The organism is Advenella sp. EE-W14, assembly GCF_012923605.1.
Classification (GTDB): Bacteria; Pseudomonadota; Gammaproteobacteria; order Burkholderiales; family Burkholderiaceae_B; genus Advenella; species Advenella alkanexedens.
In genome coordinates, this window is sequence record NZ_JAAVNG010000005.1 from 59,369 (window position 1) to 82,718 (window position 23,350).

A 23,350-nucleotide genomic window follows, 5' to 3' on the forward strand; every position below is an offset into this window, starting at 1 on the left:
ATTATGGCGATAGAAGAGGGACCTTTTTATACAGTGTGGAAAAAGGTAATGGCAGATCTGGAGCAGCAAAGCTGGCCACAAGCCTGCTTGTATGTGGTGGCAACGCCTATTGGCAATCTGGCAGACATCAGTCCCCGTGCGATTTTTGCCCTGAGTCATGCGGATGTGATTGCCGCTGAAGATACGCGCTCTTCCCGGGTGTTGTTGAATGCATGGGGAATCACGACCCCCCTGATGGCTGCGCATCGCCATAATGAAGCGCGGGCAGCGCAGGATATTATCCGGCTCTTGCAGGAAGGCAAGCGAGTGGCCCTGGTTTCGGATGCCGGTGCGCCGGCTGTCAGTGACCCTGGCGGGCGTATCGTTCGCGAGGTCAGGCAGCAGGGTCTATTGATCCGACCCATTCCAGGGGCATCCGCAGTGATTACCGCACTCATGGGCAGTGGCGTAAGCAGTGATGAAAATCCGACTTTTGCCTTTGCCGGGTTTGTGCCACAAAAATCGGCGGCCAGGCAACAATGGCTGCGTAAATGGGGGGGTATGGATGCACCGGTGGTCATGTTTGAATCACCACACCGGATTCAGGCTTTTTGCCGTGATTTGCTATTGGTGTGCGGGGCCGATCGCCAGTTAACCGTGGCCCGCGAATTAACCAAACGCTTTGAGCAAATTGTCACCCTGCCCATTGGTGAGCTTGAAGAGTGGTTTATGCAAGATGCCCATCGTCAGCTCGGAGAGTTCGTGCTGATTCTTGATGCCGCGCCCAAAGCGGATGAGGACGAGTTGATGGACAGGGCGAATGAACTCCTGAAAGTATTGCTGGAAACGGTGTCGGTTAAAGACAGCGTGAAGATTGCCACCCAGCTAACCGGACTGGCGCGTGATGTGGTGTATTCACGCGCGCTTGAGCTGAAAAATGCTTAAAGCATGGTTTTGCCGGTTTTTTTGCCCTTGGCATTGTTATTCTTGATGAGTTCAACCTTGACCTTGGCACTGCCTTTATTCACGATACCCAGTTTTTTTGCTGCACCAAAAGACAGGTCAATAATGCGATTGCCATGGAAAGGGCCGCGATCATTGATCCTGACCATAATGCTTTTACCGGTAGAGACCCGGGTAACCTTGACCACACTGTTCAGGGGTAATTCTTTATGAGCGGCGGTCATTAAGTTCTGGTTGAATTTTTCGCCATTGGCCGTGCGTTTGCCATGAAAGCCGGGGCCGTACCATGAGGCATTGCCAACCTCGGAAAAATCGGTAATATTATTGGCAAATGGTACATAACGTTTGCCTTTGACGGTATAGGCACGGGCATGGCTGCGGTGTGACGGCTGGGCCTTGAAGCGGGGGCCAGGTGCTGGCGTGGTTTCCTCTGGCTGGCTTTCTGTGACTGCATCAGTTTCTGCAGTATCCAGGCTGCGCAGGTTTTCACCATAAGCCCTGTCATAGCTGCTTTCCGGAAAAATGCCATTGGCCGTAATTCTGAAACTGCCGGCTTTTAGTTCTTTGACAGGGGCAGGTTGCGTAATTTCTTTGGCTTCAATGACATCTGTCGGATGTTCTTTTTCACTGGTACTGGCATGGGTGCTATATGATAAAAATGTCACACATAAGGCCAGGAAAAGGGGTTGATGCTTTAGAGTCTTCATGTAAGGTTCTTTGGTACTTGTGAACGATGTCGAACGCGTATGGGTCGATGTGAACTGAAGCGCTTGGCCAGTTCTTCTGCTACGTATACAGATCGATGCTGTCCGCCGGTACAACCTATGGCGACGGTAAGGTAACTACGCGTATCCTGCATGTAATAGGGTAACCATTTCTGGATGTATGCAGTGATATCGTTAATGATTTCAGACACGCTATCAAATTGAGATAGCCATGTTGCTACGGGCTCATCACGACCGGTAAGGGGACGTAAGTCCTTGTCGTAATGAGGATTAGGTAGGAATCTTACATCAAAAACCAGGTCTGCGTCACTCGGAACCCCCTTTTTAAATGCAAAAGATTCAAAAGTCAGTAACACATTGTTGTTATCGTGTACGACCAAATCCTTGATCCAGGCCCTTAGTTGGATCGGGGGCAAGTCGGAAGTGTCAATCACTTGCTCGTGATCGCGCAAAGGGGCGAGCAGTTCGCGTTCATGGGAAATACATTCTCCCAGTGAAGGGGCGATGCCGTTTTTCAGCTGCAGTCGGTAGGCCAGCGGATGCCTGCGGCGGGATTCGGAGTAGCGCTGTTTCAATGTGCGGTCATCGGCTTCGAGAAATATGACCTGCAGGGGAGTGCCCATGGCGCGTATTGCGCTAATGACATCAGGCAGGTTGGCCAATTCGCCAGGTGAACGGACATCAATTGCAACCGCTATTTTTTCCAGGCCATCTTCGCGTGCACTGGCGATCAATTCATGCAGGAATTTAACGGGGAGATTGTCAATGCAGGTATAGCCTTGGTCTTCAAGCTGGCGAATGGCCACTGATTTGCCCGAACCGGAAATACCGGTAATAAGAACGACATGAAACATTTTTTTGTATGAAATCAATTGTTTGAACTTCATACAGGATAATCAAAATTTATTACATTTACAATCAGGATTGAAAAATGTATGAATTGATAACATTTGCCCGTTTTCTGTTACTGGAGATTGCTGTTTTCCATAATGGCCTGTGCCTGTCTTTCCATGAACTCACCCAGCGTATCTATCCCTCTTAGTTTGAGGATGGTATTGCGTGCCGCTGCCTCGACCAGAACAGCCAGATTGCGGCCGGCAGCCACTTGCAGCATGACACGACGGATGGGCAGACCCAGCAGCTCCTGGGTTTGATCCTGAATGGGCAGGCGTTCAAATTTTTCACTGTTGGCACGTACCAGGTGCACGATCAGTTTGAGTCGCATTTTGCGTCGTACTGCCGTTTCACCAAAAATGGTACGGATATCCAGCAGGCCAAGCCCCCTTACTTCAAGCAGGTTACGTAACAGATCGGGGCATTGCCCTTCTATCATGGTGGGGTTGGTGCGTGAAAATTCGACGGCATCATCGGCAACCAGGCCATGACCACGGGAAATGAGCTCGAGTGCCAGCTCACTTTTACCCAGGCCTGATTCCCCGGTAATTAACACACCCATGCCCAGGACATCCATGAAAACGCCATGAACGGTTGTGGTGGGGGCAAAACGCTTGCCAAGATAAATACGCAGGACATCAATAAGATGGGCGGCGTCATGCTGGCTGGAAAGCAGCGGGATTTTATTTTGGGAGCAAAAGGTGGTCAGCTCAACGGGGGTTTCAAGGCCTTCTGCAATAATGACAGCAGGCACGCCTCCTTCAGCCAGCTCAATCAGCAGTTTTTCCCTTGAGATTTCTTTGAGTTTTTTGTAGAAAACCAGCTCTTCCTTCCCAAAAACCTGTATGCGGGAAGGATGAACAACATTAAGGTGTCCAAGCAGGTCGGCGGCGGCAGTGTTGGATTCAGGCAGTTGCCGGTTACCGGCATCCATGCCTGCAATCCAGGTCAGACCCAGCGTTTCAGTGTTCTCGTCGACAAGTTCTTGGATGCTTAACATAGCCATATTCAGGACGATTGTGTCAGCAGATCATAAATTTTTGCAGGATCGTTCTCAGACAGCAGTTGATGACGAATCGTGTCATTGGACAGTATGCGGGCGACCTCTGCCAGAATTTCCAGATGCTGCTGGGTGGCACTTTCGGGAACGAGCAGAATGATCAGCAACTGAACATTCTGTCCGTCGGGGGAGTCGAAGGGAATGGGGTTGGCCAGCCGCATGAATGCAGCGGTTGCCTGCTTTAGTTTTGAAATACGTCCGTGTGGGACGGCAACACCGTGTCCAAGCGCGGTAGACCCTAATCTTTCTCGAGAAAACAGGCTGTCGAAAACAACCGAGCGTGCAATACCCTGATTGTTTTCAAATAACAGGGCGGCTTGTTCAAATGCCCGCTTCTTGCTGGTTGCGTTAACGTCAAGAAGCGTATTTTCGGGGGTTAAAATTTGCGTTAATAGATTCATACATCGGATTATATGATTATCTTGCAGAAAGTAGCAATTTCTTTAATCTGTTTTTTTGCACTAAAAACCCAGCCTGATGGCTGGGTAGTTGCAAGGTATTGATATTGCAATAAGTTTACGCGACAGTCATGCGTTTTGTTGAGTCATTTGAATGATCTTGCAGTTTGGATTTGTGTTTGATGACCAGGCGGTCTGCCTTATCACTCAGAAGGTCAATGGCAGCATAAAGGTTTTCTTCTTCGGCTGAGCAGTGAATATCTTTGCCAGGAACACGCAGGGTAATCTCGGCGATATGTTTAAGTGGCTCAAGTGAAAGGATAACCTGGGCATCAATCACATGGTCAAAATGTTTGAGGACTCGTCCGATTTTGCTTTCGACATATTCTTTGATGGCTGGCGTGATTTCTAAATGATGGCCGCTGATACTTATATTCATATAATTGCTCCATTGAATAATTTAAACCGCATTGTGCATGCGCGGAAAAACTTAAGGCACTTGAGTTTTTAGAAGATCCCTCTCACTTTAAGTTAGTCACATCTCTAGTTTATAGATTATTTTTTTTAAAGCAAGTGCCTTAAATCAAACATTTCACATTTACATTTTGAAGTGCTCACCCAGATAAACCTTGCGCACTTCCGGATCCTGGATGATGGTTGCCGGAGCGCCATCGGTGAGTACTTTGCCTTCGCTGATAATATAGGCCCGATCACAGATGCCCAGTGTTTCACGGACATTATGATCGGTAATCAGGACACCGATATTGCGGTTTTTCAGGAAGCGGATGATGCGCTGGATTTCAATGACGGCGATGGGATCCACGCCGGCAAAGGGCTCATCAAGCAAAATAAAACGCGGGTGGGTAGCCAGGGCCCTGGCAATTTCCACCCGACGACGCTCACCGCCTGACAGGGAAAGGGCGGCATTATTGCGGATATGGGTAATTTGCAATTCAACCAGAAGATTTTCCAGCTGTTCTTTAACCTGTGTCCGGTTAAGGGGTTTGCCGGTTTCGGGGTCATATTGCAATTCGAGCACGGCCTTGATGTTTTCCTCTACGGTCAGACGACGGAAAACCGAAGCATCCTGGGGCAGATAGGACAGGCCTATTCTGGCCCGTTGATGAATGGGCAGGTCGGTAATGTTTTTTTCGTCAATTTCGATACGTCCGAAATCAGCGGGTACCAGACCGACAATCATGTAGAAACTGGTGGTTTTGCCTGCACCGTTAGGACCCAGCAAGCCGACAACCTCTCCGCTTGATACGGACAGGGAAACATCCTGGACAACCGTTCTGCCACCATAGGTTTTACGCAGGCCAATTGCCTGGAGCAGGCCTTTGTCGCTGGAGGAAAGAGTATTCAGGCTGGAGCTGGCGGATGTGTTCATGCAGAAAAAAAGATTCAGTTAAATGTGCTGGGCATGGGTTTGTTATTATATTGTTTGCGGCAGGCCTCGGTAGCCTCGTTGGCTGCCGATTGGGGTTTCACAACGGAACGTACCCTGCCTGGTTCGACGCCCTGTGGGCCGCCTTGGGCGGCATAGGTATTGTTCCTGTTGTTATAGATCACCACCTCGCCCCTGACGGTGTCGATTAATTGACCGCAAATATAACGGTTGACAATGGCATGGCCGATCATTTTGACGGTGTCGTCTTTACCGTTATATTCGGCGCGATCACCTTCCGAGCGAATGGTTTCATAGGTTTCCGGGCGCTCTTCAAAGATGTGTACCTTACCACTGTTGACGGTGGCGAAACCATGCTGAAAGCCCTGGGCATCTTCCTGGATTTTCAGGGTGTCGGCCGTTAGCCTCATTGGGCCACGGGTAAGAATGACATTGCCATTGAAAATGCTGGTTTTGGTTTTATCATCGTAACTCAGGGTGTCGGACAGGACCAGGGTTTCCGGTTCGGCCTGTGCGCTGGCGGCAGGCGTGGTGGTTTGTGCCAGTACTGGCGTATTCAAAATGAGCAAGGGGAAGATCAGTTTTATCAATAACGGTTTCATGGCCGGGTATTCTCTTCAGGAGCTTGGTCGGTATTTGACGATTTGGAGGGCAGGTCTTTGCTTGAGATGGAAACATCGGTATTGGCATAAACCTCCAGCTCGCGGGTTTTGTTATTGTAGGTCATTCCCTTGCCATTCATGCGGGAATTTCCCTGGATGACCGTAGCAGGCTTGTCTGTCTCGATAATATCTTTCTCTGGGTAGATAATCAGTTCACTGCTGGTGATATCCAGGGCTGAAGTATCGTCAGACGGAAAGCGGTGTAAATGGGCATTGCCCCGCATCAGGATGGTTTTATCGTTATTGAACATGGTGGCATGGTCTGCCCGTCCGGTGGTGATTGCAGAGCCTGGGCGCTGTCCGGTAGAAACGGCGTTGACAATTTCATACGAATCATTATGGGGGAAATGCTGCATGGCGTCTCCCTCGAGGCGGTTTTGGGGAACGCCGTTTGGGTCGGAACTGAGCATGATGAAGTGGCCCGACCAGGCGTCGGGTTCATGCGAGATGCGGGCGGGCGGGTCCAGTGGAATTGACCGCTGCGCATAATCGGCCGCCCACCAGGTGGTAATCACCAGGCAGAGCAGCATGAACAGGGCAATCAGGGCTGGCAGGCGTTCTTTCATGTCTTATTGGATGACGGGTCCGGTCAGGCGGGTTGAGTGCAGGTACTGGCTTAAAGCACCCTGGGATGCCAGGATCATATCGCAACACTCTCTTGCCGCGCCAGAGCCGCCTGGCAATGAGGTTACCCATTTGGCTGCCTGGGTAATGTATGACGGGGCGTTCGGGACACTGACTGACAGGCCGCACTTGTGCATGGCGGGCAAGTCGATGATGTCATCACCCATAAAGGCAATTTGTTCCAGCCCCAGGCCATGACGGCTGGCCAGTTCCTCGATCAGCTGACTTTTATCCCGTACATTCTGATACAGCTCGCCGATGCCCAGTTCTGCCGCGCGACGTGGGATAATGAGGCCTTCGCGCCCGGTAACCAGAGCAACAATAATCCCGCTTTGCTGCAACATTTTAAGGCCGTGGCCATCAAGGGAATGAAAACGTTTCAGCTGTTCACCGTTTTCGCCGTACCACAGGCTGCCATCGGTTAGCACGCCGTCAACATCAAAGGCGACCAGTTTGATGGTGGTTGCTATTTCACGAATATGCGCAGGTACTTTGGAAAGTACCAGGGATTCGGCGGGATGGGGAATGGATAAAGTGGGTTTCATAAGCCTTTAAATAACCTTTGCAACCATCAGGTCGTGCATGTGCATGGCACCCACCAGGGTACCCTGTTTGTCAACGACCAGCATATGGCTGAGTTTGTTTTTTTCCATCAGTGATGCGGCTTCGACGGCAAGTTCGTCGGGCGCAATGCTTTTCGGGTTGGAGGTCATGACCTCATGCATGGTGAAATGACGGATGTCGCCATGGCGGACAATCAGGCGGCGCAGGTCACCATCGGTAAAAATACCAACGGGCTCATTGTTGTCATTGACAACCGCGGTCATGCCCATGCGTTTGAGAGACATTTCTTTCAGGGCCTGCGGCAAGGAGATGTCCGGAGATACCAGTGGCAGGTCATCACCCTGTCGCATGACATCCCTGACATATGTTAGCAGGCGGCGGCCCAGGGCACCTCCCGGGTGGGAGCGGGCAAAATCGGATTCGCCAAAATTACGGGCTTCAAGGCAGGTGACGGCCAGTGCGTCTCCCAGGGCCAAGGCAACTGTTGTGCTGGTGGTGGGAGCCAGGTTCAGGGGGCAGGCTTCTTTCTGGATGCTGGCATCCAGAAACACATCACATAATTTGGCCAGGTCGGATTGGGGGTGGCCGCAAATGGCAATTACCTTGGTGCCCAGTCTGCGTACAACAGGCAATACGGTAGACAGTTCGTTGGAGTTGCCGGAATAGGAAATGGCAATCACAATATCCCTGCCAGTGACCATGCCCAGGTCACCGTGAACGGCTTCTCCGGAATGAACGAAAAAACTGGGTGTCCCGGTAGAGGCCAGCGTGGCGGAAATCTTGCGGCCGATATGCCCGGACTTACCCAGGCCCATGACAACCACACGCCCCTGGCAAGCCAGGAGTAGGGCGATGGCATTGCTGAAGCTGTTGTCAAGACGGTCGTGAAGGTCCATCAGCGCCTGTGCTTCGGCCTGAATGGTGCGGCGTCCTGAGCTTAGGGCCTTTTCGGGAGTGTATTCAATATTCTTCATCATCACGTGATTTTAATCATATCGGGAATACTAAAACATGGATTTGCGAATTTCATGGAAAAAACCGTATTCCATTCAGGCATGGCCCTATAATGTGGTGAAAATCAGTCGCTAATATATTAATTTTTTAAGAGTTGTGGATTATGGAAGACTCGTCAGTTCCTCTGTTTGGGACCCCCTTGTCAGGAGTGGCCCTCAAGGTCATGTTGTTGGGCTCCGGAGAGTTGGGCAAAGAGGTGACAATTGCCTTGCAACGGCTTGGTGTAGAGGTGGTCGCCGTTGATCGCTATGAAAATGCACCTGCCCATCAGGTGGCCCATCGCTCGCATGTGGTCTCCATGACCGACAAGGAAGCGTTAAGGCGTGTCATACTGGCTGAACAGCCGGATGTCATCGTTCCCGAAATTGAAGCTATTGCCACCGATCTGCTGGTTGAACTGGAAGATGAGGGTGTGGCAAGGGTCATTCCCACTGCGCGGGCAGCCCAACTCACCATGAACCGTGAAGGGATCCGCAGGCTGGCGGCTGAAACCCTGGGTTTGCCGGTGTCACCCTATCAGTTTGTCGACTCCCTCGATGCGCTCAGGCAAGCTATCGATAGTGACATTGGTTACCCTTGTGTGATCAAGCCGGTCATGTCCTCGTCAGGCAAGGGGCAGTCGGTGCTCAAGTCTGCCGCTGATCTGGAAAAATCATGGACGTATGCCCAGGAAGGAGGACGTACGGGCAAGGGCAGGGTGATTGTGGAAGGATTCATCAATTTCGATTATGAGATAACCCTGTTAACCGTGCGCTATCGTGATCCTCACAGCGGACAGATCCAGACCGCTTTCTGTGAGCCAATTGGTCACCAGCAGCTTGATGGTGATTATATTGAAAGCTGGCAACCGCATGTCATGAGTCCGAAAGCACTTGAAAAGGCCCGGGAGATTGCGAAAACCGTGACAGGCAGTCTGGGGGGCATGGGTGTATTCGGCGTGGAATTGTTTGTGGCGGGAGATCAGGTCTGGTTTTCCGAGGTCAGTCCACGCCCGCATGATACCGGCATGGTAACCATGATCAGCCAGGAGCAAAGTGAGTTTGAATTGCATGCCCGTGCCTTGTTGGGTTTGCCGGTCAATACGACATTGCGTCAACCGGGAGCAAGCAGTGTAATTTATGGTGGCGTTCAGGCCAAGGCCGTGACAATTGCCAATGTGGCGCAAGCATTGGCCGAAGAGGGAACCGATATCCGTCTGTTTGGCAAGCCTGAATCTTTTGTGAAGCGGCGCATGGGTGTGGCCCTGGCAACAGCGGCAGATGTGCGGCAGGCGCGAGAAAAAGCCAAGCGCGTCTCCTCGACAGTTACCATTTCAGCGGCAAGCTAAGGTCTGGCACGCCCACTGTCTTTGTTCTTTTTTGTTATTTCATCCATTTACCTTGAGAGACCATGATGACCGATCCCAATGAGCTTGTTCGTAATGCGATACGAAGTGTGCCTGATTGGCCCAAGGAAGGCGTTACATTTCGGGATATTACACCTGTGCTGCAGGATCCGCGAAGTTTTCGTGCCTTGATTGATATTTTTGTTTACCGTTACATGCGCCAGCGTATGGATCTGGTGGCGGGCGTGGATGCACGCGGGTTCATTATTGGCAGCGTGCTGGCCTATGAACTGAATCTTGGTTTTGTACCGGTACGTAAAAGTGGCAAATTGCCCTTTAACACCGTGGCCGAAGAGTACAAGCTGGAATACGGCAATGCCAGTGTCGAAATGCACACTGATGCCGTATTGCCAGGGCAACGTGTCTTGCTGGTTGATGATCTGATTGCCACAGGCGGCACAATGGTTGCCGCCAGTCGTTTGCTGCAGCGCTTGGGCGCCAACGTTGTCGAGGCCGCTGCCATCATCGATTTGCCTGATCTGGGTGGCTCCCGGTTGATACGGGATAGCGGTTTGCCGGTTTTTACGGTGTGTCAGTTTTAACTGGTGGAACAAAAAAAACGGGGCAACTTCAATGACCCCGTTTTTTGTTGCGGTAACGGATTATAAAAAGGCTTATAAAAACAGTTTATAGGCGGGATTGTCGGTTTCCTTGACGAACGGATATCCAATGGTTGACAGGAAGTCCCTGAAGGCTTTTTTGTCTGCGGGCGGCACCTGGATGCCGACCAGAACACGACCGTAATCAGCACCCTGATTGCGGTAGTGGAACAGACTGATATTCCATTCCGGATTCATGGTGTCAAGAAATTTCATCAAGGCCCCCGGCCGTTCGGGGAATTCAAAGCGATACAGCACTTCGTTTTCAGCCAGAGATGAATGCCCTCCCACCATGTAACGCAGGTGTGATTTGGCCAGGTCATCGGCGGTCAGGTCAAGGACATCGAATTTCTTGCGGCGCAACCGGTCGGCCACTTTTTCTGCCTCTTCCTGTGAATTGATCTGGACACCCACAAATACGTGGGCCTTATTGGCGTCTGAAATCCGGTAATTGAATTCGGTCACGTTGCGTGCGCCCAGCGCGGTACACAATTGCTTGAAGCTGCCCTTGACTTCGGGCATGGTGACGGCAAAAATGGCTTCCTTGGCCTCGCCGACATCAGCACGTTCGGCCACAAAACGCAGGCGGTCGAAGTTCATGTTGGCACCGGACGTAATGACCGCAACGGTTTTGTTTTTCCATTTGTGTTCGGCAATATAACGTTTGGCACCTGCCAGGGCCAGGGCGCCGGCCGGTTCCAGTACGCTGCGGGTGTCCTGGAACACATCTTTCAGGGCCGCGCAAATGGCATCGGTATCAACGGCAATGAAGTCATCCACATATTCCTTGACCAGCCGGAATGTTTCAATGCCCACCTGTTTGACAGCCGTGCCATCGGAAAACAGCCCGACATCGGGCAGGGAAACGCGTCGACCGGCCCGGACACTGCGAATCATGGCATCAGAATCTTCGGTTTGAACGCCGATGATTTTGATTTCGGGGCGCAATTGCTTGATATAGGCGGCAATGCCGGCAATCAGGCCGCCACCGCCAATGCTGACAAAAATGGCGTCCAGGGAACCGGGGTGCTGGCGCAATATTTCCATGGCAATGGTGCCTTGGCCGGCAATCACAAACGGGTCATCAAAAGGATGGACAAAGGTGAGGTTTTGTTCTTTTTCGAGAATCAGTGCATGCTCGTAGGCATCGGTAAAGCTGTCGCCATGCAAGACGACCTCACCACCCAAACGTTTTACCGCATCAATTTTGACCTTGGGTGTTGACGTGGGCATGGCAATGACGGCACGGCAACCCAGTTTTTTGGCCGAGAGGGCAACGCCCTGGGCATGGTTGCCTGCCGATGCGCAAATCACGCCATGAGCGCGTGCTTCAGCGGATATATTGGCCATTTTGTTATAGGCCCCCCGGATCTTGAAGCTGAAAACGGATTGCGTGTCCTCACGTTTAAGCAAAATAGTATTCTGGATTCGGGCAGAAAGCAGTTTTGCGGGTTCCAGTGGGGTCTCGGTGGCGACATCATAAACTTTTGATGTCAAAATACGTTTTAGATAATCTGTGGACATGTTGGGGGAGATAGGATTCAAACAATATATTACAGATTAACACAGCATATTCTGAATTTTCTGGATTTTCATCCGGGCAGGATCATAAAAAATTGATGCGGGTTACAAGGTAGTATGGAAAATGAAATGATGGGGGCCGTGCAATGGCTGTTAATGACATTGGCTTTGCCAACAGTAGGTTTGCCGGCCATTTTTTTGATTGCCCTGGTATCGGCAACTTTGTTGCCATTGGGCTCCGAGCCAGCGGTATTCGCTTATCTCAAGTTGTCGCCTGATATGTTCTGGGCAGCCGTTTTGGTGGCTACAGCGGGCAATACGATAGGTGGTGTGGTGTCCTACTATATGGGATATTGGGCTAAAAAAGGGGTGGATCACTGGAAAAAAACGCATCAGGCCACCGATGGGCAAAATACAACGGCAAGTGTGCAGCAAAGGCGTCTCAGGCAACAGAAACTGGGTGGAACCCATTTCAGGAAATTGGCGGTGTATTTAAGAAAAATGGGGCCCTGGGCTTTGTTGTTTTCCTGGTTGCCGATTGTAGGCGATCCTTTATGCAGTGTCGCCGGCTGGATGAAGTTGCGTCTGTTACCCTGTGTTTTTTACATGGCGATTGGCAAATTTGCCCGATATGTCGTCATGACTGCGGTTTTATTGCGTCTGTTTTAGGATAAAGCCGCTTTACCGTAATAAATTTCGGGTTCTCCGCGTAAAATGATAGGTATCGTCAGATAAATTTCAAATTCATCCAGCCATTTATTAGTATGAACGCACCTATTGATACCCAGATTTTGTCAGAAGCAGAGCAAACCGGCCCTGTCCGGCGTTTGCGTGAGATACCTTACAACTACACGTCTTTTTCAGATAAGGAAGTGGTTGCCCGCTTGTTGGGCAGCGATGCCTGGGATTTGTTGTCCGATCTCAGGGGGGTTCGAAAAACGGGTCGCTCTGCACGCATGCTGTACGAGGTCTTGGGTGATATCTGGGTCGTCAGGCGCAACCCTTATCTTCAGGATGATCTGTTATCCAACCCCAAACGGCGTGGCCTGCTGATAGATGCGCTGAACCATCGGTTGAACGAAATCAACCGTCGCCGTGAGCCTTCACACAAAGAAAATGACAGCAAGGTTCAGGAACTGCTCAGACGGGCTCACAAAGCGGTTATCGAATTTGAGGCCGAGTTTGAATATACCGAAACCCTGCGTGCGGAAGTCATGCAGGAAATGGGTCGTATTACCCATAAGGACAATATCAAGTTTGATGGCTTGTCACGGGTTTCCCATGTTACCGATGCTACCGACTGGCGCGTAGAGTATCCCTTTGTGGTCCTGACACCCGATTCCGAACTCGAAATGGCGGCCCTGGTGCGTGCCTGTTTCGAACTTAAACTAACCATTATCCCTCGTGGGGGTGGTACAGGGTATACCGGTGGCGCCATTCCCCTGTCATGGCGTTCTGCCGTCATCAATACCGAAAAACTGGATGCGTTGTCGGCTGTGGAGTCTACGGTTTTGCCAGGTTTGCAAGAGCCCGTTGCCACGATTCTGACTGGTGCCGGTGTCGTGACCAAGCGGGTGGCCGAGGCAGCGGAAGCAGCCGGCTATGTGTTCGCGGTAGATCCGACTTCAGCCGAGGCCTCATGTATTGGCGGAAACGTGGCCGTGAATGCCGGTGGCAAGAAAGCGGTATTGTGGGGAACGGCGCTGGACAACCTGGCCTGGTGGCGCATGGTCGACCCCGATGGCAACTGGCTTGAGGTCACCCGTCTTGAGCATAATATGGGTAAGATTCATGATGCCGCACAAGTCCGTTTTGAAGTGAAATGGTTTGACGGCCGTTACGAACCGGGCAAAAAAGAACTACGTACAAAGATTATTGATATTGAAGGCAGTGCTTTCCGCAAGGTGGGGCTGGGCAAGGATGTGACCGATAAATTCCTGGCCGGCTTGCCTGGTGTCCAGAAAGAGGGCTGTGATGGCCTGATCACTTCGGCACGCTGGGTGTTACATCGCATGCCCAAGCATACCCGTACGGTTTGCCTGGAATTTTTCGGGCAGGCCCGCGATGCCGTGCCGTCCATTGTTGAAATCAAGGACTATCTGGATACCGAAGGCCGTAAAACCGGTGCCATTCTTGCCGGCCTTGAACACCTGGATGAGCGTTATCTGCGGGCGGTTGGTTATGCCACCAAAAGCAAGCGCGATGCCTTCCCCAAAATGGTGCTGATTGGCGACATTGTGGGTGATGATGAAAACGCGGTGGCAGCAGCCACCAGCCAGGTGGTGCGTCTGGCCAATGGTCGTAGTGGCGAAGGGTTCGTGGCCGTCAGTGCCGAAGCACGCAAGAAGTTCTGGGCTGACCGTGCCCGGACTGCCGCGATCGCACGTCATACCAATGCGTTTAAAATCAATGAAGACGTTGTGATTCCTCTTGATCGCATGGGTGAGTACACCGAAGAAATTGAACGTATCAATATAGAATTATCCACCCGCAATAAACTCAAACTGGTCGAGGCGCTTGAGGCTTTTCTTGAAACAGAATTGCCGGTACATAAGTCAGAAGATTTTCTTGATGAGGAACTGACCCGTGAAGAAGTGATTGGCAGCCGTATTGAAGAGGCCCGTGAGGTGTTGGGCCTGACGGCTTCGCGCTGGTTCTGGTTGCTGAACAATATGAATGATTCACTGGCGGGCAGCCTTGACAAGCTGTCCCAGCTGGGCCTGGATGAGCTCATGGGGGTCCTGAAGCAGCGTTTGCAGGACCAACCTGACTGCCGTATCTTTGAGGTATTGCAGGATCGCACGATTCGCATTTCCTGGAAAAAAGAAATCCTGGCCAAAATGGAAGTGATTTTTTCAGGTGCTGACCGGGCTGCGGTGCTGACCGAGATGCAGGCCATTCATGATCGCGTCCTGAAGGGGCGGGTATTTGTGGCCTTGCATATGCATGCCGGTGACGGTAACGTGCATACCAATATTCCGGTTAACTCCGACAACTACGAAATGCTGCGTGAGGCCAATGAAACCGTTGTGCGCATCATGCAAATCGCCCGCGACCTGAACGGCGTGATTTCCGGTGAGCATGGCATTGGCCTGACCAAGCTGGAGTTCCTGACTGAAGCCGAATTGGCTCCGTTTCGCCAATACAAACAGGACATCGACCCTGACGGCCGTTTCAATGCGGGCAAGCTGTTTGCGGGTTCTGACCTGCGTAATGCCTGGACGCCCAGCTTCAACCTGTTGGGTCATGAGTCCCTGATCATGAAGCAAAGTGATATTGGCGCCATCTCAAGCTCTATCAAGGATTGCCTGCGTTGTGGTAAATGCAAACCGGTCTGTGCCACCCATGTGCCGCGGGCCAATCTGCTGTACTCGCCACGCAACAAGATTCTGGCCACCTCATTGCTGGTTGAGGCCTTCCTGTATGAAGAACAGACCCGTCGTGGCATCAGTTTAAAGCATTGGTCAGAATTTGAAGATGTGGCCGAGCACTGTACTTTGTGCCACAAGTGTTATAACCCTTGTCCGGTGGATATCGACTTTGGCGATGTCAGCATGAACATGCGGGCAGTTCTTAACCGCATGGGCAAACAATCGGTGCGTCCCGGTAAAACGGCCGCCATGTTCTTTCTGAATGCGACTGATCCGACCACCATTAATGTGACCCGCAAGGTCATGGATATTGGTTACAAGGCTCAGCGCCTGGGTAATGAGGTTCTGAATTCGGTAGCCAAAAAACAAACCGCCCATCCTCCGGCAACGGTTGGACGTGCTTCTTTGCGAGAAGAAATCATTCACTTCGTGAATAAGAAAATGCCGGGAGGATTGCCCAAGCAAAGCGCCCGTAAGCTGCTCGATATCGAAGACAAGAATTTCGTACCCATTATTCGCGATCCCCATAAAACCAGTGCCGATACCGAAGCCGTGTTTTATTTCCCGGGCTGTGGCTCGGAACGCCTGTTTTCACAGGTCGGACTGGCAACCCAGGCCATGCTGTGGCATGCCGGGGTGCAAACCGTACTGCCACCGGGTTATCTGTGCTGCGGTTATCCGCAACGCGGTAACGGCCAGCTGGACAAGGCCGAGCAGATCATTACCGATAACCGGGTTCTGTTCCACCGGATGGCCACCACCCTGAACTATCTGGATATCAAAACCGTTGTTGTCAGTTGTGGTACCTGTTACGACCAGCTTGAAGGTTATGAGTTTGAGAAGATCTTCCCCGGTTGCCGCCTGATCGATATCCATGAGTACCTGCTTGAAAAAGGTCTGAAACTGGATGGTGCCACCGGCAAGCGGTACATGTATCATGATCCCTGTCATACGCCCCTGAAGCAGCAGGATCCCATGAAAACCGTGAAATCCCTGGTGGGCGACACCACCATCAAGGCCGATCGCTGTTGTGGAGAGTCTGGCACATTGGCCGTCAGCCGTCCTGATATTTCCACCCAGATCCGTTATCGCAAGGAAGAAGAACTGCGCAAGAATTCCGCCGCCATACGTGCGGATGGTTTTGCCGGAGAGGTCAAGCTGTTAACCTCATGTCCTTCCTGCCTGCAGGGTCTGACACGTTATCAAGGTGATATTGCCATTGACGCCGATTACATCGTGGTGGAAATGGCCCGTCATATGCTGGGTGAAAACTGGATGGCCGATTACGTGAAAAACGCCAATACGGGCGGCATCGAGCGCGTGCTGGTGTAAAAGCGCCAGTCAGTCTGCCGGCTTGTTCTCAGGCAAGGGTTTTAAAGCAACCCTTGCCTTTTTAATGCCTCGTTAATTTGTTGGGCAAAAGCGGCCGCACCTGGCTGGTCGCCGTGAATGCACAGGGTATCTGCCTGTATGGGTACCGGTTTGCCGGAAAGCGCAATTACATGGCCCTTTTCCAGCATGCAGATTAACTGCTGGATGGCTTGCTGCGGGTCGCTAATCATGGCGCCGGGTGTACCGCGCGGGGTAAGAGTTCCGTCATCCTGGTAGCTGCGGTCGGCAAATACCTCGTGAGCAACCTGCAGGCCCATTGCCTGGGCAATGTGCGCCTGCCGGCTGTTGGCCAGGGCATACAATACCAACGTATCATCCACATCCAGCACGGCTTGTGCAATCGCCTGTGAAAGGGCGTCGTTATGGGCGGCCATGTTGTACAGGGCGCCATGGGTCTTGACATGATGCAGGCGGGCACCCTGGGTTTTCGCGACTGCCGCCAGCGCACCAAGCTGTACCACCACCATGTCATAGGCCTGGTCGGGCGAAACGGGAAAAGGCCGGCGTCCGAAACCGGGCAGGTCGTTCAGTCCGGGGTGCGCGCCAATATGCACATGGTGCTTAATGGCATTGGCTACCGTTCTGCGCATGATATGGGCATCGCCGCCATGAAACCCGCAGGCAATATTGACGGAAGTGATGTGGGGCATGACGGCTTCATCGTTGCCCATGGTCCAGCCACCATAACTTTCACCCATATCGCAATTGAAATCCAGTTTTTTCACCGTGATGGCTCCTTCTTTGGTGGCTTGGTTAATGGAGTGCAATGCTCCTGCGCCATCAGCAAATTTACTTCAGGTGCAGATGGCGTGTTAAAGGTAACATTCTGACAGTCGCTGTGCAATCATTGCCAGACGGTTTTGCAACACCATGAATTTTTCTTCCCGGTCAAGCATGAGTGCCTGTGCTTGCTCCAGCGTCACCAGAGAAAATGAAAGGTGCTCGTTGGGCAGCAATTGTGCCAGTACCGGCAGATCGGCAGAAATAACATTGGCTATTTTGGGATAACCGCCGGTGGTTTGCCGGTCAGCCATCAGAATAATGGGATTGCCATCAGGGGGAACCTGAATGGTACCGAATGTCGTGGGTTCAGACAGGATTTGCAAGGGTTGGCACAAGAGCAGTGTCGCCCCTTGCAGACGGTAGCCCATGCGCTCGGATTGGGGGGTGATCCTGAATGGCGTGTCAAGAAACCGTTCATGGGTTTGTCGGGTAAAGTGATTCCAGTGATGGCCCTTGATGACCCTGATGCTGTTTTTTTTCTGTAGACCCAGATTGGCGGGAAGGTAAATTTCAAGCTGGCTGAAAAAATCCTGCAGGGTTTGCCGGTGTCGGGGGGCTAGCGGTTTACTGATTGGAATATGATCGTGCTTTTGCAGGGCCCGACCCTGATAGCCACCCAGCCGGTTTTTAAGATCGGTGCTGCAACTGTCCATCATGGCGGGTAGCCTGAATCCGCCATGCGTAGCCAGATAAAGGCGGGCCATGGGTACAGATGCGTTTTGTCTGATATGCAGGGTTTGTCCGGCATGGATCAGAAAAGGGCGGTTGACCGGTATGGGTGTGTCGTTGGCAAAGGCATGCACGGGGGCACCGCTTAAAGCGATGCAGGCATCTTCTTCAAATAATAAATTGGGGGCGGTCAGGGTGATTTCCAGCACCGCTGCTGAAGGCGGGTTGCCCACCAATAAATTGGCCAGCCGCAGGCTGCTTGGGTTCATGGCACCGCCAACCGGCACCCCAAGGGATTGAAACCGGTGTCTGCCTTCATCCTGAAAGGTGGATAGCAGCCCCGGACTAATAACCTGGATGCTCATGTCGCTTGCTCTTTAATTCAGTAAATGTTTTTTTGCTGATGGCCTTGAAACGGACCGTGTCACCGGGAGACAGGAGTGTGTGGGGAGTGCGCTCCGGATTGAAAAGTGTAATGGGGGTTCTGCCAATAATGTGCCAGCCGCCTGGAGACGCCCGGGGATAAATGACAGTTTGCCGGTTGGCAATGGCCACTGAGCCGGCTGCGATCACCGGGCGTGGCGTGGTCAGGCGGGGTACATTCATTTTTGTGTCCAACAGACCCATATAGGGCATGCCGGGTGCAAAACCAAGCATGAAAACCCGAACCGTCTGTGACGTATGCAGGGCAATGAGCTGTTCAATGTCGCATTTGAGTGTGCTGGCCAGCGACTCAAGATCCATGCCATATTCAGGATCATAGCAAACGGGAATTTCAATGGTGCGGTCTGGTGCGGTACCGGATGGGGAGGATGGTTGGGCCAGCAGTGAGTCCAGTGCCTGGCAAAGGTTGTGAAACGGCGTCTTGCCCCAGCAGGCGGCCCGGTAATGGATCCCCACGCAGTTGAAGGCGGGAATAATGTCGCTAATGCCGGGCAGGTTTGCGTTGGCAATGCTTTGGGCCGCTTGCAGGCAAAGCTGGCTTACCTGGAGGTCAAGGTCTTCCTGTCTGAAGCGGATGATAATGCAGGCATCACCCTCGGGGGTGAACTGCCAGCTTTTCTGGAGAACGGGTGTTGGGCTCATTAATAATGCTATCGGGAGGGAAGACGATGCTGAATGTACTTCCCTTGTTGATTTCGCTGTTTATGACCAATTTTGCATTATGCCGTATAACGACGTGTTTTGTAATGGCCAGCCCCAGACCGGTGCCGCCGGATGCCCGGGAGCGGCTTTTGTCGACTCGGTAGAAGCGTTCTGTGAGGCGGGGAATATCATGTTTGGCGATGCCCAGTCCGGTATCGTGGACACTGAAAACGGCATTGCCTTTGTCGTCTTTGCGCCAGCTGACAGTAATGGTGCCATCAGAGGGTGTATAACGGACGGCATTGGTCATCAGATTGCTGATGGCCGAAGAGATTTCCGTTTGCTGCCCCAGAATGGCCAGTTTTTCGTCTATTTCAAAAATGAATTTGTGCCTGCCTTTTGACAATGAATGGGCCAGTTGACCTGCCGACTCAATGAGTTGGGCAAGCTCCAGCTTTTGTCCGCCGCTTGCCTGAGTGGATTCCAGGGTCGACAGGGTGAGCAAATCGGCCACAATGGCCAGCATGCGTTGGGCCTGTTCATGCATGAGCGTTTCATAGTGTTTGCGCTGTTCGGGCGAAACCGCTTCCGGGGGCAGGTCTTGCAAGGTTTCCAGAAAGCCGATCAGAACGGTCAGTGGGGTGCGGATTTCATGCGAGACATTGGCCACGAAGTCTTGTTGCGTGGTGCGCAGTTTTTCGAGCTGGGTGATATCCTGGCACAGCATTAAGATGCCTTCTTCCGAATATTGGTTCAGGTCAAACTTAAGGCAGCGGAACTGACCGTCAGACTCCATATGGGTTACGAACGACTTGCTCCAGTCACCGTTCTGTGCGTACTCAAAAAACTCGGGTAAACGGACCAGATTGAAAATATTATAGCCCTTGTCCTGTGCATAACTCAGTCCCAGCATTTTTTCTGCCAGACCGTTACACCATTCGATATGAAAGTGGCGGTCAAGGGTGATGGCAGCAGCGGGCAAGGCCTGGGCAGCCGACAGGACGCTGTGGGACAGGTGTCTGAGCGAGGTCAGTTCATTGCCGCGAAAACGCAGCAGCTTGTATATGGGCGTGACAATATCGTCATATTTCCCCAGATCGGGCGGGGGCGGATTTTCAGCATCATGTGCCCAGTTGGCGGTAAGCTGAAAATGCCTGTCTTCAAGATAATAGAAAGCGGCAAAGATGAGTCCGAGAGAAATAATACCCCAATAACCCTGCGTCAGGTATTGAATGCCGATGCAGAATAATATTGCGAAACAAAGCCATAGCAAGGGTTTTATCCATCTCATGATAATCAACCACGGGCCTGTGCGCCCAAAATAACGTAAATGAAGGGTAAGGAACAGGCCCTTTGGGCTGCCAAAAGGATTTTATCGCATTATGCGGTCATTTATTGTGGAAGACGGGTGGTAAACCGGTAGCCGCTGCCACGCACAGTTTCAATCAGGCCATGGTGCCCGGATGGTTCAAGGGCCTTGCGCAGGCGACGGATATGGACATCTACCGTTCTTTCCTCAAGAAATACATGGTCGCCCCATACCTGATCAAGCAATTGGCTGCGGGTAAAGACCCGTTCCGGGTGTGTCATGAAAAAATGCAAAAGACGGAATTCAGTGGGGCCTAAGGGCAGGTTGCTGCCATTTCCGGTGGTGCGGTGAGAAACCGGATCCAGTTTCAGTCCGGCAATTTCAATTTCGTCATCGGTCAGTTGTGGGGCCCGGCGACGTAAAACCGCCTTGATGCGCGCGATCAGTTCTTTGGGTGAGAAGGGTTTGGTAATATAGTCATCGGCACCGCTTTCAAGGCCTTCCACTTTATCTTTCTCGGCGCTTTTGGCGGTGAGCATGATAATGGGAATGTCTTTGGTCCGTTCATCGGCCCGCAGGCTTCTGGCCATGCTAAGTCCTGATGCACCGGGGAGCATCCAGTCCAGCAGGATCAGATCCGGGAGCTCGGCGTTAATCAGGATTTTTGCCTGTTCAGCGTCAAGGGCGCGTAAAACTTTATGACCCGCAAATGATAAATTGACGGAAATCAGTTCCTGAATTGCGGGTTCATCTTCTACTACTAGGATCGTGCTTGCCATAATGAAGTAAGATTTAAAGGGGTACCAATGTTAAAATGCCGTATTAATGTATGACACTTATGGTATTGCCTAATTATGTCATGTTTGTGACAACTCTCCGTTTAATAAGATTATTGTATGAAACCTGATACGAACCAAGAAAGCAGCGAAAATTCAACCACCCATTTTGGCTTTAAAACCGTCAGTGAATCTGAAAAGGCCAGTAAGGTGGCGGAAGTCTTTCATTCGGTAGCTTCCCGTTATGATGTCATGAATGATCTTATGTCGGTGGGCTTGCACCGGGTCTGGAAAGTATTCACCATTGGCCGGGCCAATGTCCGTCGTGGCATGAAAGTGCTGGATATTGCTGGTGGCACCGGAGACCTTGCCCTGGCATTTGGTAAAAAAGTGGGTGATACCGGGGAAGTCTGGCATACCGATATCAACAGTTCCATGTTAAGCGTGGGCCGGGACCGTCTTATCGATAAAGGCGTGGTTTTGCCAACGGCAGTGTGTGATGCCGAGTATTTACCGTTTCCTGATAACTATTTTGACTGCGTCACCGTGGCCTTTGGTCTGCGTAATATGACGCATAAAGATCAGGCGCTGGCCGAAATGTTCAGGGTGCTCAAGCCGGGTGGAAAATTGCTGGTTCTTGAATTTTCCCGGGTTTACAAGCCGCTGGAGCCCGCTTATGACTGGTATTCTTTCAATATATTGCCCTGGCTGGGTAAAAAAATCGCCAGTGATGAAGACAGTTACCGTTATCTGGCTGAATCCATTCGCATGCATCCCGACCAGGAAACGCTGGCCGGCATGATGCGTGAGGTTGGTTTTGAGCGGGTGCAGTATTTTAATCTGACTGCCGGCATTGCCGCTGTGCACGAGGGCATCAAGCTGGGTTGAAACCCGGTTGCCCTGACACCGGACAGCCTGGGTATGTAGTGTTTTGAAACAATAGACGCGTCTTTTTGGGTTTTTTTACTTGTTAAAACGTTCAGCTTTTTGTAAGATTAGCCGATGCGCCTGTAAAGGCAGGCTTGATTTATACAAGGAGCTCGTTTTAATGACTAAAAAATGGTCTAAATTTTTAGCCGCGGCATTGGTGGTGGTCTCAACCTCAGCCATGCTCACGGTTTCTTTCGATGCGGAAGCGCGTCGCATGGGTGGTGGTGGCAGTTTTGGTCGTCAGTCCAGTAATGTTACTCAAAAGCGTGCGGCAACGACTCCTCCGGCAGCCGCCAATACCACTCAGCGCTCTGCTGCAGCCGGCAGCACAGCAGCCGCAACCGGTGCAGCGGCACAAAAAAGCGGGTTTTCCCGTTTTCTGGGCCCAATCGCAGGTATAGCCGCTGGTTTGGGTATTGCTGCTTTGTTATCCAGCATGGGACTGGGCGGTGCGTTTCTTGAGTTCCTGTCCAGTGCGATCCTGATCGGTATCGTGATTTTTGCCATTATGTTTATTGTGCGTCGCCTGCGTGGCGGTGCTGCAAAACCGGCCATGCAAGGTGCGGGTGGCAATAATATGTATCGTCAAAACGACCAGCAGCCCATGTTTGGCCAAAAACCGGCTATGCCTGCCAATGCGACCCCAGCAACAGCACCGGCTGCGGCGGCTGTTCCCGAGGTGGTTGCAGGTGAAAACCCCAATGTGGATAAATCCTGGTTTGTGCCGGCTGACTTTGATACGCCTGCTTTCTTGCAGAATGCCAAGGAACAATTCAAGGCTATCCAGGGTATCTGGGATAAGGGTGATATTGCCGCTCTTAAAGAGTATCTCACCGATGACCTGATTGCTGAACTCAGTCCTCAAATTACGGCCCGTGCAGGTCAAAGTGTGACTGAAGTCGTGTTGCTCAATGCCGAGTTGCTGGGTATTGAACAGGTCAGTGATGGTTATTTGGCCAGTGTCCGTTTCTCAGGCATGCTGCGTGAGGAAGTCAATACTGCGGCCTTCCGCTTTGAGGAAGTTTGGAATTTGTACAAACCCGAACAGGGTGGCTGGCTCCTGGCCGGTATTCAGCAAATTCCCGTTGAGTATGCCTCCTGATCCAGAGGCTAAAACCTGCTTTTAATTCATCGGCAGGTTTTCAAAAAACAATGGCGGCGCCTGTGAAAACGGCGCCGTTATTGTTTTTGCCGGTGTCTGTCATTGTCTTGCCAGTCTGTATTGCCGGTTCGGGTCAG

Annotated in this window: 22 protein-coding genes and 2 pseudogenes; 8 read left to right on the plus strand and 16 right to left on the minus strand. The window is 51.7% G+C overall.

Features of this window, described 5'->3' with window-relative positions:
- Positions 1 to 3: 3 nt before the first annotated feature.
- The gene (gene rsmI / locus HCX92_RS02000) at positions 4 to 924 is read left to right on the plus strand and encodes a 16S rRNA (cytidine(1402)-2'-O)-methyltransferase (protein WP_169293326.1); all 921 of its coding nucleotides are present in this window, start codon (positions 4 to 6) and stop codon (positions 922 to 924) included.
- On the opposite strand, the gene HCX92_RS02005 is transcribed toward rsmI, so the two are convergent.
- From HCX92_RS02005 to HCX92_RS02050, 10 genes are all read right to left on the minus strand, one after another.
- Complete coding sequence (locus HCX92_RS02005; protein ID WP_169293250.1) at positions 921 to 1,649, minus strand: septal ring lytic transglycosylase RlpA family protein; 729 nt, start codon at positions 1,647 to 1,649, stop codon at positions 921 to 923. The genes rsmI and HCX92_RS02005 overlap by 4 nt on opposite strands.
- Positions 1,646 to 2,521 (minus strand): RNase adapter RapZ, encoded by an 876-nt coding sequence (gene rapZ / locus HCX92_RS02010; protein ID WP_169293327.1) that lies wholly within the window; start codon positions 2,519 to 2,521, stop codon positions 1,646 to 1,648. The genes HCX92_RS02005 and rapZ overlap by 4 nt, the downstream gene beginning before the upstream one ends.
- Before the next feature lie 110 nt (positions 2,522 to 2,631).
- Positions 2,632 to 3,561 (minus strand): HPr(Ser) kinase/phosphatase, encoded by a 930-nt coding sequence (hprK, locus tag HCX92_RS02015; RefSeq protein ID WP_169293251.1) that lies wholly within the window; start codon positions 3,559 to 3,561, stop codon positions 2,632 to 2,634.
- Between the two features lie 8 nt (positions 3,562 to 3,569).
- A complete protein-coding gene (gene ptsN / locus HCX92_RS02020; RefSeq protein ID WP_169293252.1) occupies positions 3,570 to 4,022 on the minus strand; it encodes a PTS IIA-like nitrogen regulatory protein PtsN in 453 nt (150 codons plus the stop codon).
- Between the two features lie 115 nt (positions 4,023 to 4,137).
- Positions 4,138 to 4,458 carry a ribosome hibernation-promoting factor, HPF/YfiA family gene (gene hpf, locus HCX92_RS02025; RefSeq protein ID WP_169293253.1) on the minus strand — a complete coding sequence of 107 codons (321 nt, stop codon included), beginning with the start codon at positions 4,456 to 4,458 and terminating at the stop codon, positions 4,138 to 4,140.
- A 159-nt stretch (positions 4,459 to 4,617) separates the two neighbouring features.
- On the minus strand, positions 4,618 to 5,409 hold the full coding sequence (gene lptB / locus HCX92_RS02030) for an LPS export ABC transporter ATP-binding protein (protein ID WP_169293254.1): 792 nt from the start codon (positions 5,407 to 5,409) through the stop codon (positions 4,618 to 4,620).
- Positions 5,410 to 5,423: 14 nt separating this feature from the next.
- A complete protein-coding gene (gene lptA, locus HCX92_RS02035) occupies positions 5,424 to 6,029 on the minus strand; it encodes a lipopolysaccharide transport periplasmic protein LptA (protein ID WP_169293255.1) in 606 nt (201 codons plus the stop codon).
- A complete protein-coding gene (gene lptC / locus HCX92_RS02040; RefSeq protein ID WP_169293256.1) occupies positions 6,026 to 6,655 on the minus strand; it encodes an LPS export ABC transporter periplasmic protein LptC in 630 nt (209 codons plus the stop codon). Before lptC ends, lptA begins: the two co-directional genes overlap by 4 nt.
- Before the next feature lie 3 nt (positions 6,656 to 6,658).
- Positions 6,659 to 7,258, minus strand: coding sequence for an HAD family hydrolase (locus HCX92_RS02045; protein ID WP_169293257.1), 600 nt, complete (start codon positions 7,256 to 7,258; stop codon positions 6,659 to 6,661).
- 6 nt (positions 7,259 to 7,264) lie between these two features.
- The gene (locus HCX92_RS02050; RefSeq protein WP_169293258.1) at positions 7,265 to 8,254 is read right to left on the minus strand and encodes an SIS domain-containing protein; all 990 of its coding nucleotides are present in this window, start codon (positions 8,252 to 8,254) and stop codon (positions 7,265 to 7,267) included.
- Between the two features lie 140 nt (positions 8,255 to 8,394).
- On the opposite strand from HCX92_RS02050, the gene purT reads away from it, so the two are divergent.
- Both purT and HCX92_RS02060 read left to right on the plus strand, forming a co-directional pair.
- A complete protein-coding gene (purT, locus tag HCX92_RS02055) occupies positions 8,395 to 9,618 on the plus strand; it encodes a formate-dependent phosphoribosylglycinamide formyltransferase (protein ID WP_169293259.1) in 1,224 nt (407 codons plus the stop codon).
- Between the two features lie 62 nt (positions 9,619 to 9,680).
- Complete coding sequence (locus HCX92_RS02060; RefSeq protein ID WP_169293260.1) at positions 9,681 to 10,217, plus strand: adenine phosphoribosyltransferase; 537 nt, start codon at positions 9,681 to 9,683, stop codon at positions 10,215 to 10,217.
- Between the two features lie 72 nt (positions 10,218 to 10,289).
- On the opposite strand, the gene ilvA is transcribed toward HCX92_RS02060, so the two are convergent.
- Complete coding sequence (gene ilvA / locus HCX92_RS02065) at positions 10,290 to 11,798, minus strand: threonine ammonia-lyase, biosynthetic (RefSeq protein ID WP_169293261.1); 1,509 nt, start codon at positions 11,796 to 11,798, stop codon at positions 10,290 to 10,292.
- A gap of 114 nt (positions 11,799 to 11,912) precedes the next feature.
- On the opposite strand from ilvA, the gene HCX92_RS02070 reads away from it, so the two are divergent.
- From HCX92_RS02070 to HCX92_RS02075, 3 genes and pseudogenes are all read left to right on the plus strand, one after another.
- Positions 11,913 to 12,464 carry a YqaA family protein gene (locus HCX92_RS02070; RefSeq protein ID WP_169293262.1) on the plus strand — a complete coding sequence of 184 codons (552 nt, stop codon included), beginning with the start codon at positions 11,913 to 11,915 and terminating at the stop codon, positions 12,462 to 12,464.
- A gap of 95 nt (positions 12,465 to 12,559) precedes the next feature.
- Positions 12,560 to 12,910: pseudogene (locus HCX92_RS15020) on the plus strand (DUF3683 domain-containing protein); the annotation flags it as partial.
- Between the two features lie 42 nt (positions 12,911 to 12,952).
- Positions 12,953 to 16,498 (plus strand): annotated as a pseudogene (locus HCX92_RS02075) (DUF3400 domain-containing protein); the annotation flags it as partial.
- A gap of 41 nt (positions 16,499 to 16,539) precedes the next feature.
- Here the strand turns inward: HCX92_RS02075 and HCX92_RS02080 are convergent.
- The 5 genes from HCX92_RS02080 to phoB form a co-directional block, all read right to left on the minus strand.
- Positions 16,540 to 17,283, minus strand: coding sequence for a LamB/YcsF family protein (locus HCX92_RS02080; RefSeq protein ID WP_169293264.1), 744 nt, complete (start codon positions 17,281 to 17,283; stop codon positions 16,540 to 16,542).
- Between the two features lie 87 nt (positions 17,284 to 17,370).
- The gene (locus HCX92_RS02085) at positions 17,371 to 18,375 is read right to left on the minus strand and encodes a biotin-dependent carboxyltransferase family protein (RefSeq protein WP_169293265.1); all 1,005 of its coding nucleotides are present in this window, start codon (positions 18,373 to 18,375) and stop codon (positions 17,371 to 17,373) included.
- Positions 18,356 to 19,096, minus strand: a complete 741-nt coding sequence (pxpB, locus tag HCX92_RS02090) for a 5-oxoprolinase subunit PxpB (protein WP_169293266.1) — start codon at positions 19,094 to 19,096, stop codon at positions 18,356 to 18,358. Before pxpB ends, HCX92_RS02085 begins: the two co-directional genes overlap by 20 nt.
- On the minus strand, positions 19,044 to 20,387 hold the full coding sequence (gene phoR, locus HCX92_RS02095) for a phosphate regulon sensor histidine kinase PhoR (RefSeq protein WP_169293267.1): 1,344 nt from the start codon (positions 20,385 to 20,387) through the stop codon (positions 19,044 to 19,046). Before phoR ends, pxpB begins: the two co-directional genes overlap by 53 nt.
- Positions 20,388 to 20,488: 101 nt before the next feature.
- On the minus strand, positions 20,489 to 21,184 hold the full coding sequence (gene phoB, locus HCX92_RS02100; RefSeq protein ID WP_169293268.1) for a phosphate regulon transcriptional regulator PhoB: 696 nt from the start codon (positions 21,182 to 21,184) through the stop codon (positions 20,489 to 20,491).
- A gap of 117 nt (positions 21,185 to 21,301) precedes the next feature.
- Between phoB and ubiE the strand changes: the two genes are divergently transcribed.
- Positions 21,302 to 22,069, plus strand: coding sequence for a bifunctional demethylmenaquinone methyltransferase/2-methoxy-6-polyprenyl-1,4-benzoquinol methylase UbiE (ubiE, locus tag HCX92_RS02105; RefSeq protein ID WP_169293269.1), 768 nt, complete (start codon positions 21,302 to 21,304; stop codon positions 22,067 to 22,069).
- A 160-nt stretch (positions 22,070 to 22,229) separates the two neighbouring features.
- Complete coding sequence (locus tag HCX92_RS02110; protein ID WP_169293270.1) at positions 22,230 to 23,213, plus strand: Tim44 domain-containing protein; 984 nt, start codon at positions 22,230 to 22,232, stop codon at positions 23,211 to 23,213.
- Positions 23,214 to 23,350 lie beyond the last annotated feature (137 nt).

Bases quoted from the DNA above. Each gene is read 5' to 3' on its own strand.
- rsmI (WP_169293326.1), top strand. From the start codon at position 4: ATGGCGATAGAAGAGGGACCTTTTTATACAGTGTGGAAAAAGGTAATG.
- HCX92_RS02005 (WP_169293250.1), bottom strand. From the start codon at position 1,649: ATGAAGACTCTAAAGCATCAACCCCTTTTCCTGGCCTTATGTGTGACA.
- rapZ (WP_169293327.1), bottom strand. From the start codon at position 2,521: ATGTTTCATGTCGTTCTTATTACCGGTATTTCCGGTTCGGGCAAATCA.
- hprK (WP_169293251.1), bottom strand. From the start codon at position 3,561: ATGTTAAGCATCCAAGAACTTGTCGACGAGAACACTGAAACGCTGGGT.
- ptsN (WP_169293252.1), bottom strand. From the start codon at position 4,022: ATGAATCTATTAACGCAAATTTTAACCCCCGAAAATACGCTTCTTGAC.
- hpf (WP_169293253.1), bottom strand. From the start codon at position 4,458: ATGAATATAAGTATCAGCGGCCATCATTTAGAAATCACGCCAGCCATC.
- lptB (WP_169293254.1), bottom strand. From the start codon at position 5,409: ATGAACACATCCGCCAGCTCCAGCCTGAATACTCTTTCCTCCAGCGAC.
- lptA (WP_169293255.1), bottom strand. From the start codon at position 6,029: ATGAAACCGTTATTGATAAAACTGATCTTCCCCTTGCTCATTTTGAAT.
- lptC (WP_169293256.1), bottom strand. From the start codon at position 6,655: ATGAAAGAACGCCTGCCAGCCCTGATTGCCCTGTTCATGCTGCTCTGC.
- HCX92_RS02045 (WP_169293257.1), bottom strand. From the start codon at position 7,258: ATGAAACCCACTTTATCCATTCCCCATCCCGCCGAATCCCTGGTACTT.
- HCX92_RS02050 (WP_169293258.1), bottom strand. From the start codon at position 8,254: ATGATGAAGAATATTGAATACACTCCCGAAAAGGCCCTAAGCTCAGGA.
- purT (WP_169293259.1), top strand. From the start codon at position 8,395: ATGGAAGACTCGTCAGTTCCTCTGTTTGGGACCCCCTTGTCAGGAGTG.
- HCX92_RS02060 (WP_169293260.1), top strand. From the start codon at position 9,681: ATGATGACCGATCCCAATGAGCTTGTTCGTAATGCGATACGAAGTGTG.
- ilvA (WP_169293261.1), bottom strand. From the start codon at position 11,798: ATGTCCACAGATTATCTAAAACGTATTTTGACATCAAAAGTTTATGAT.
- HCX92_RS02070 (WP_169293262.1), top strand. From the start codon at position 11,913: ATGGAAAATGAAATGATGGGGGCCGTGCAATGGCTGTTAATGACATTG.
- HCX92_RS02085 (WP_169293265.1), bottom strand. From the start codon at position 18,375: ATGAGCATCCAGGTTATTAGTCCGGGGCTGCTATCCACCTTTCAGGAT.
- pxpB (WP_169293266.1), bottom strand. From the start codon at position 19,096: ATGAGCCCAACACCCGTTCTCCAGAAAAGCTGGCAGTTCACCCCCGAG.
- phoR (WP_169293267.1), bottom strand. From the start codon at position 20,387: ATGAGATGGATAAAACCCTTGCTATGGCTTTGTTTCGCAATATTATTC.
- phoB (WP_169293268.1), bottom strand. From the start codon at position 21,184: ATGGCAAGCACGATCCTAGTAGTAGAAGATGAACCCGCAATTCAGGAA.
- ubiE (WP_169293269.1), top strand. From the start codon at position 21,302: ATGAAACCTGATACGAACCAAGAAAGCAGCGAAAATTCAACCACCCAT.
- HCX92_RS02110 (WP_169293270.1), top strand. From the start codon at position 22,230: ATGACTAAAAAATGGTCTAAATTTTTAGCCGCGGCATTGGTGGTGGTC.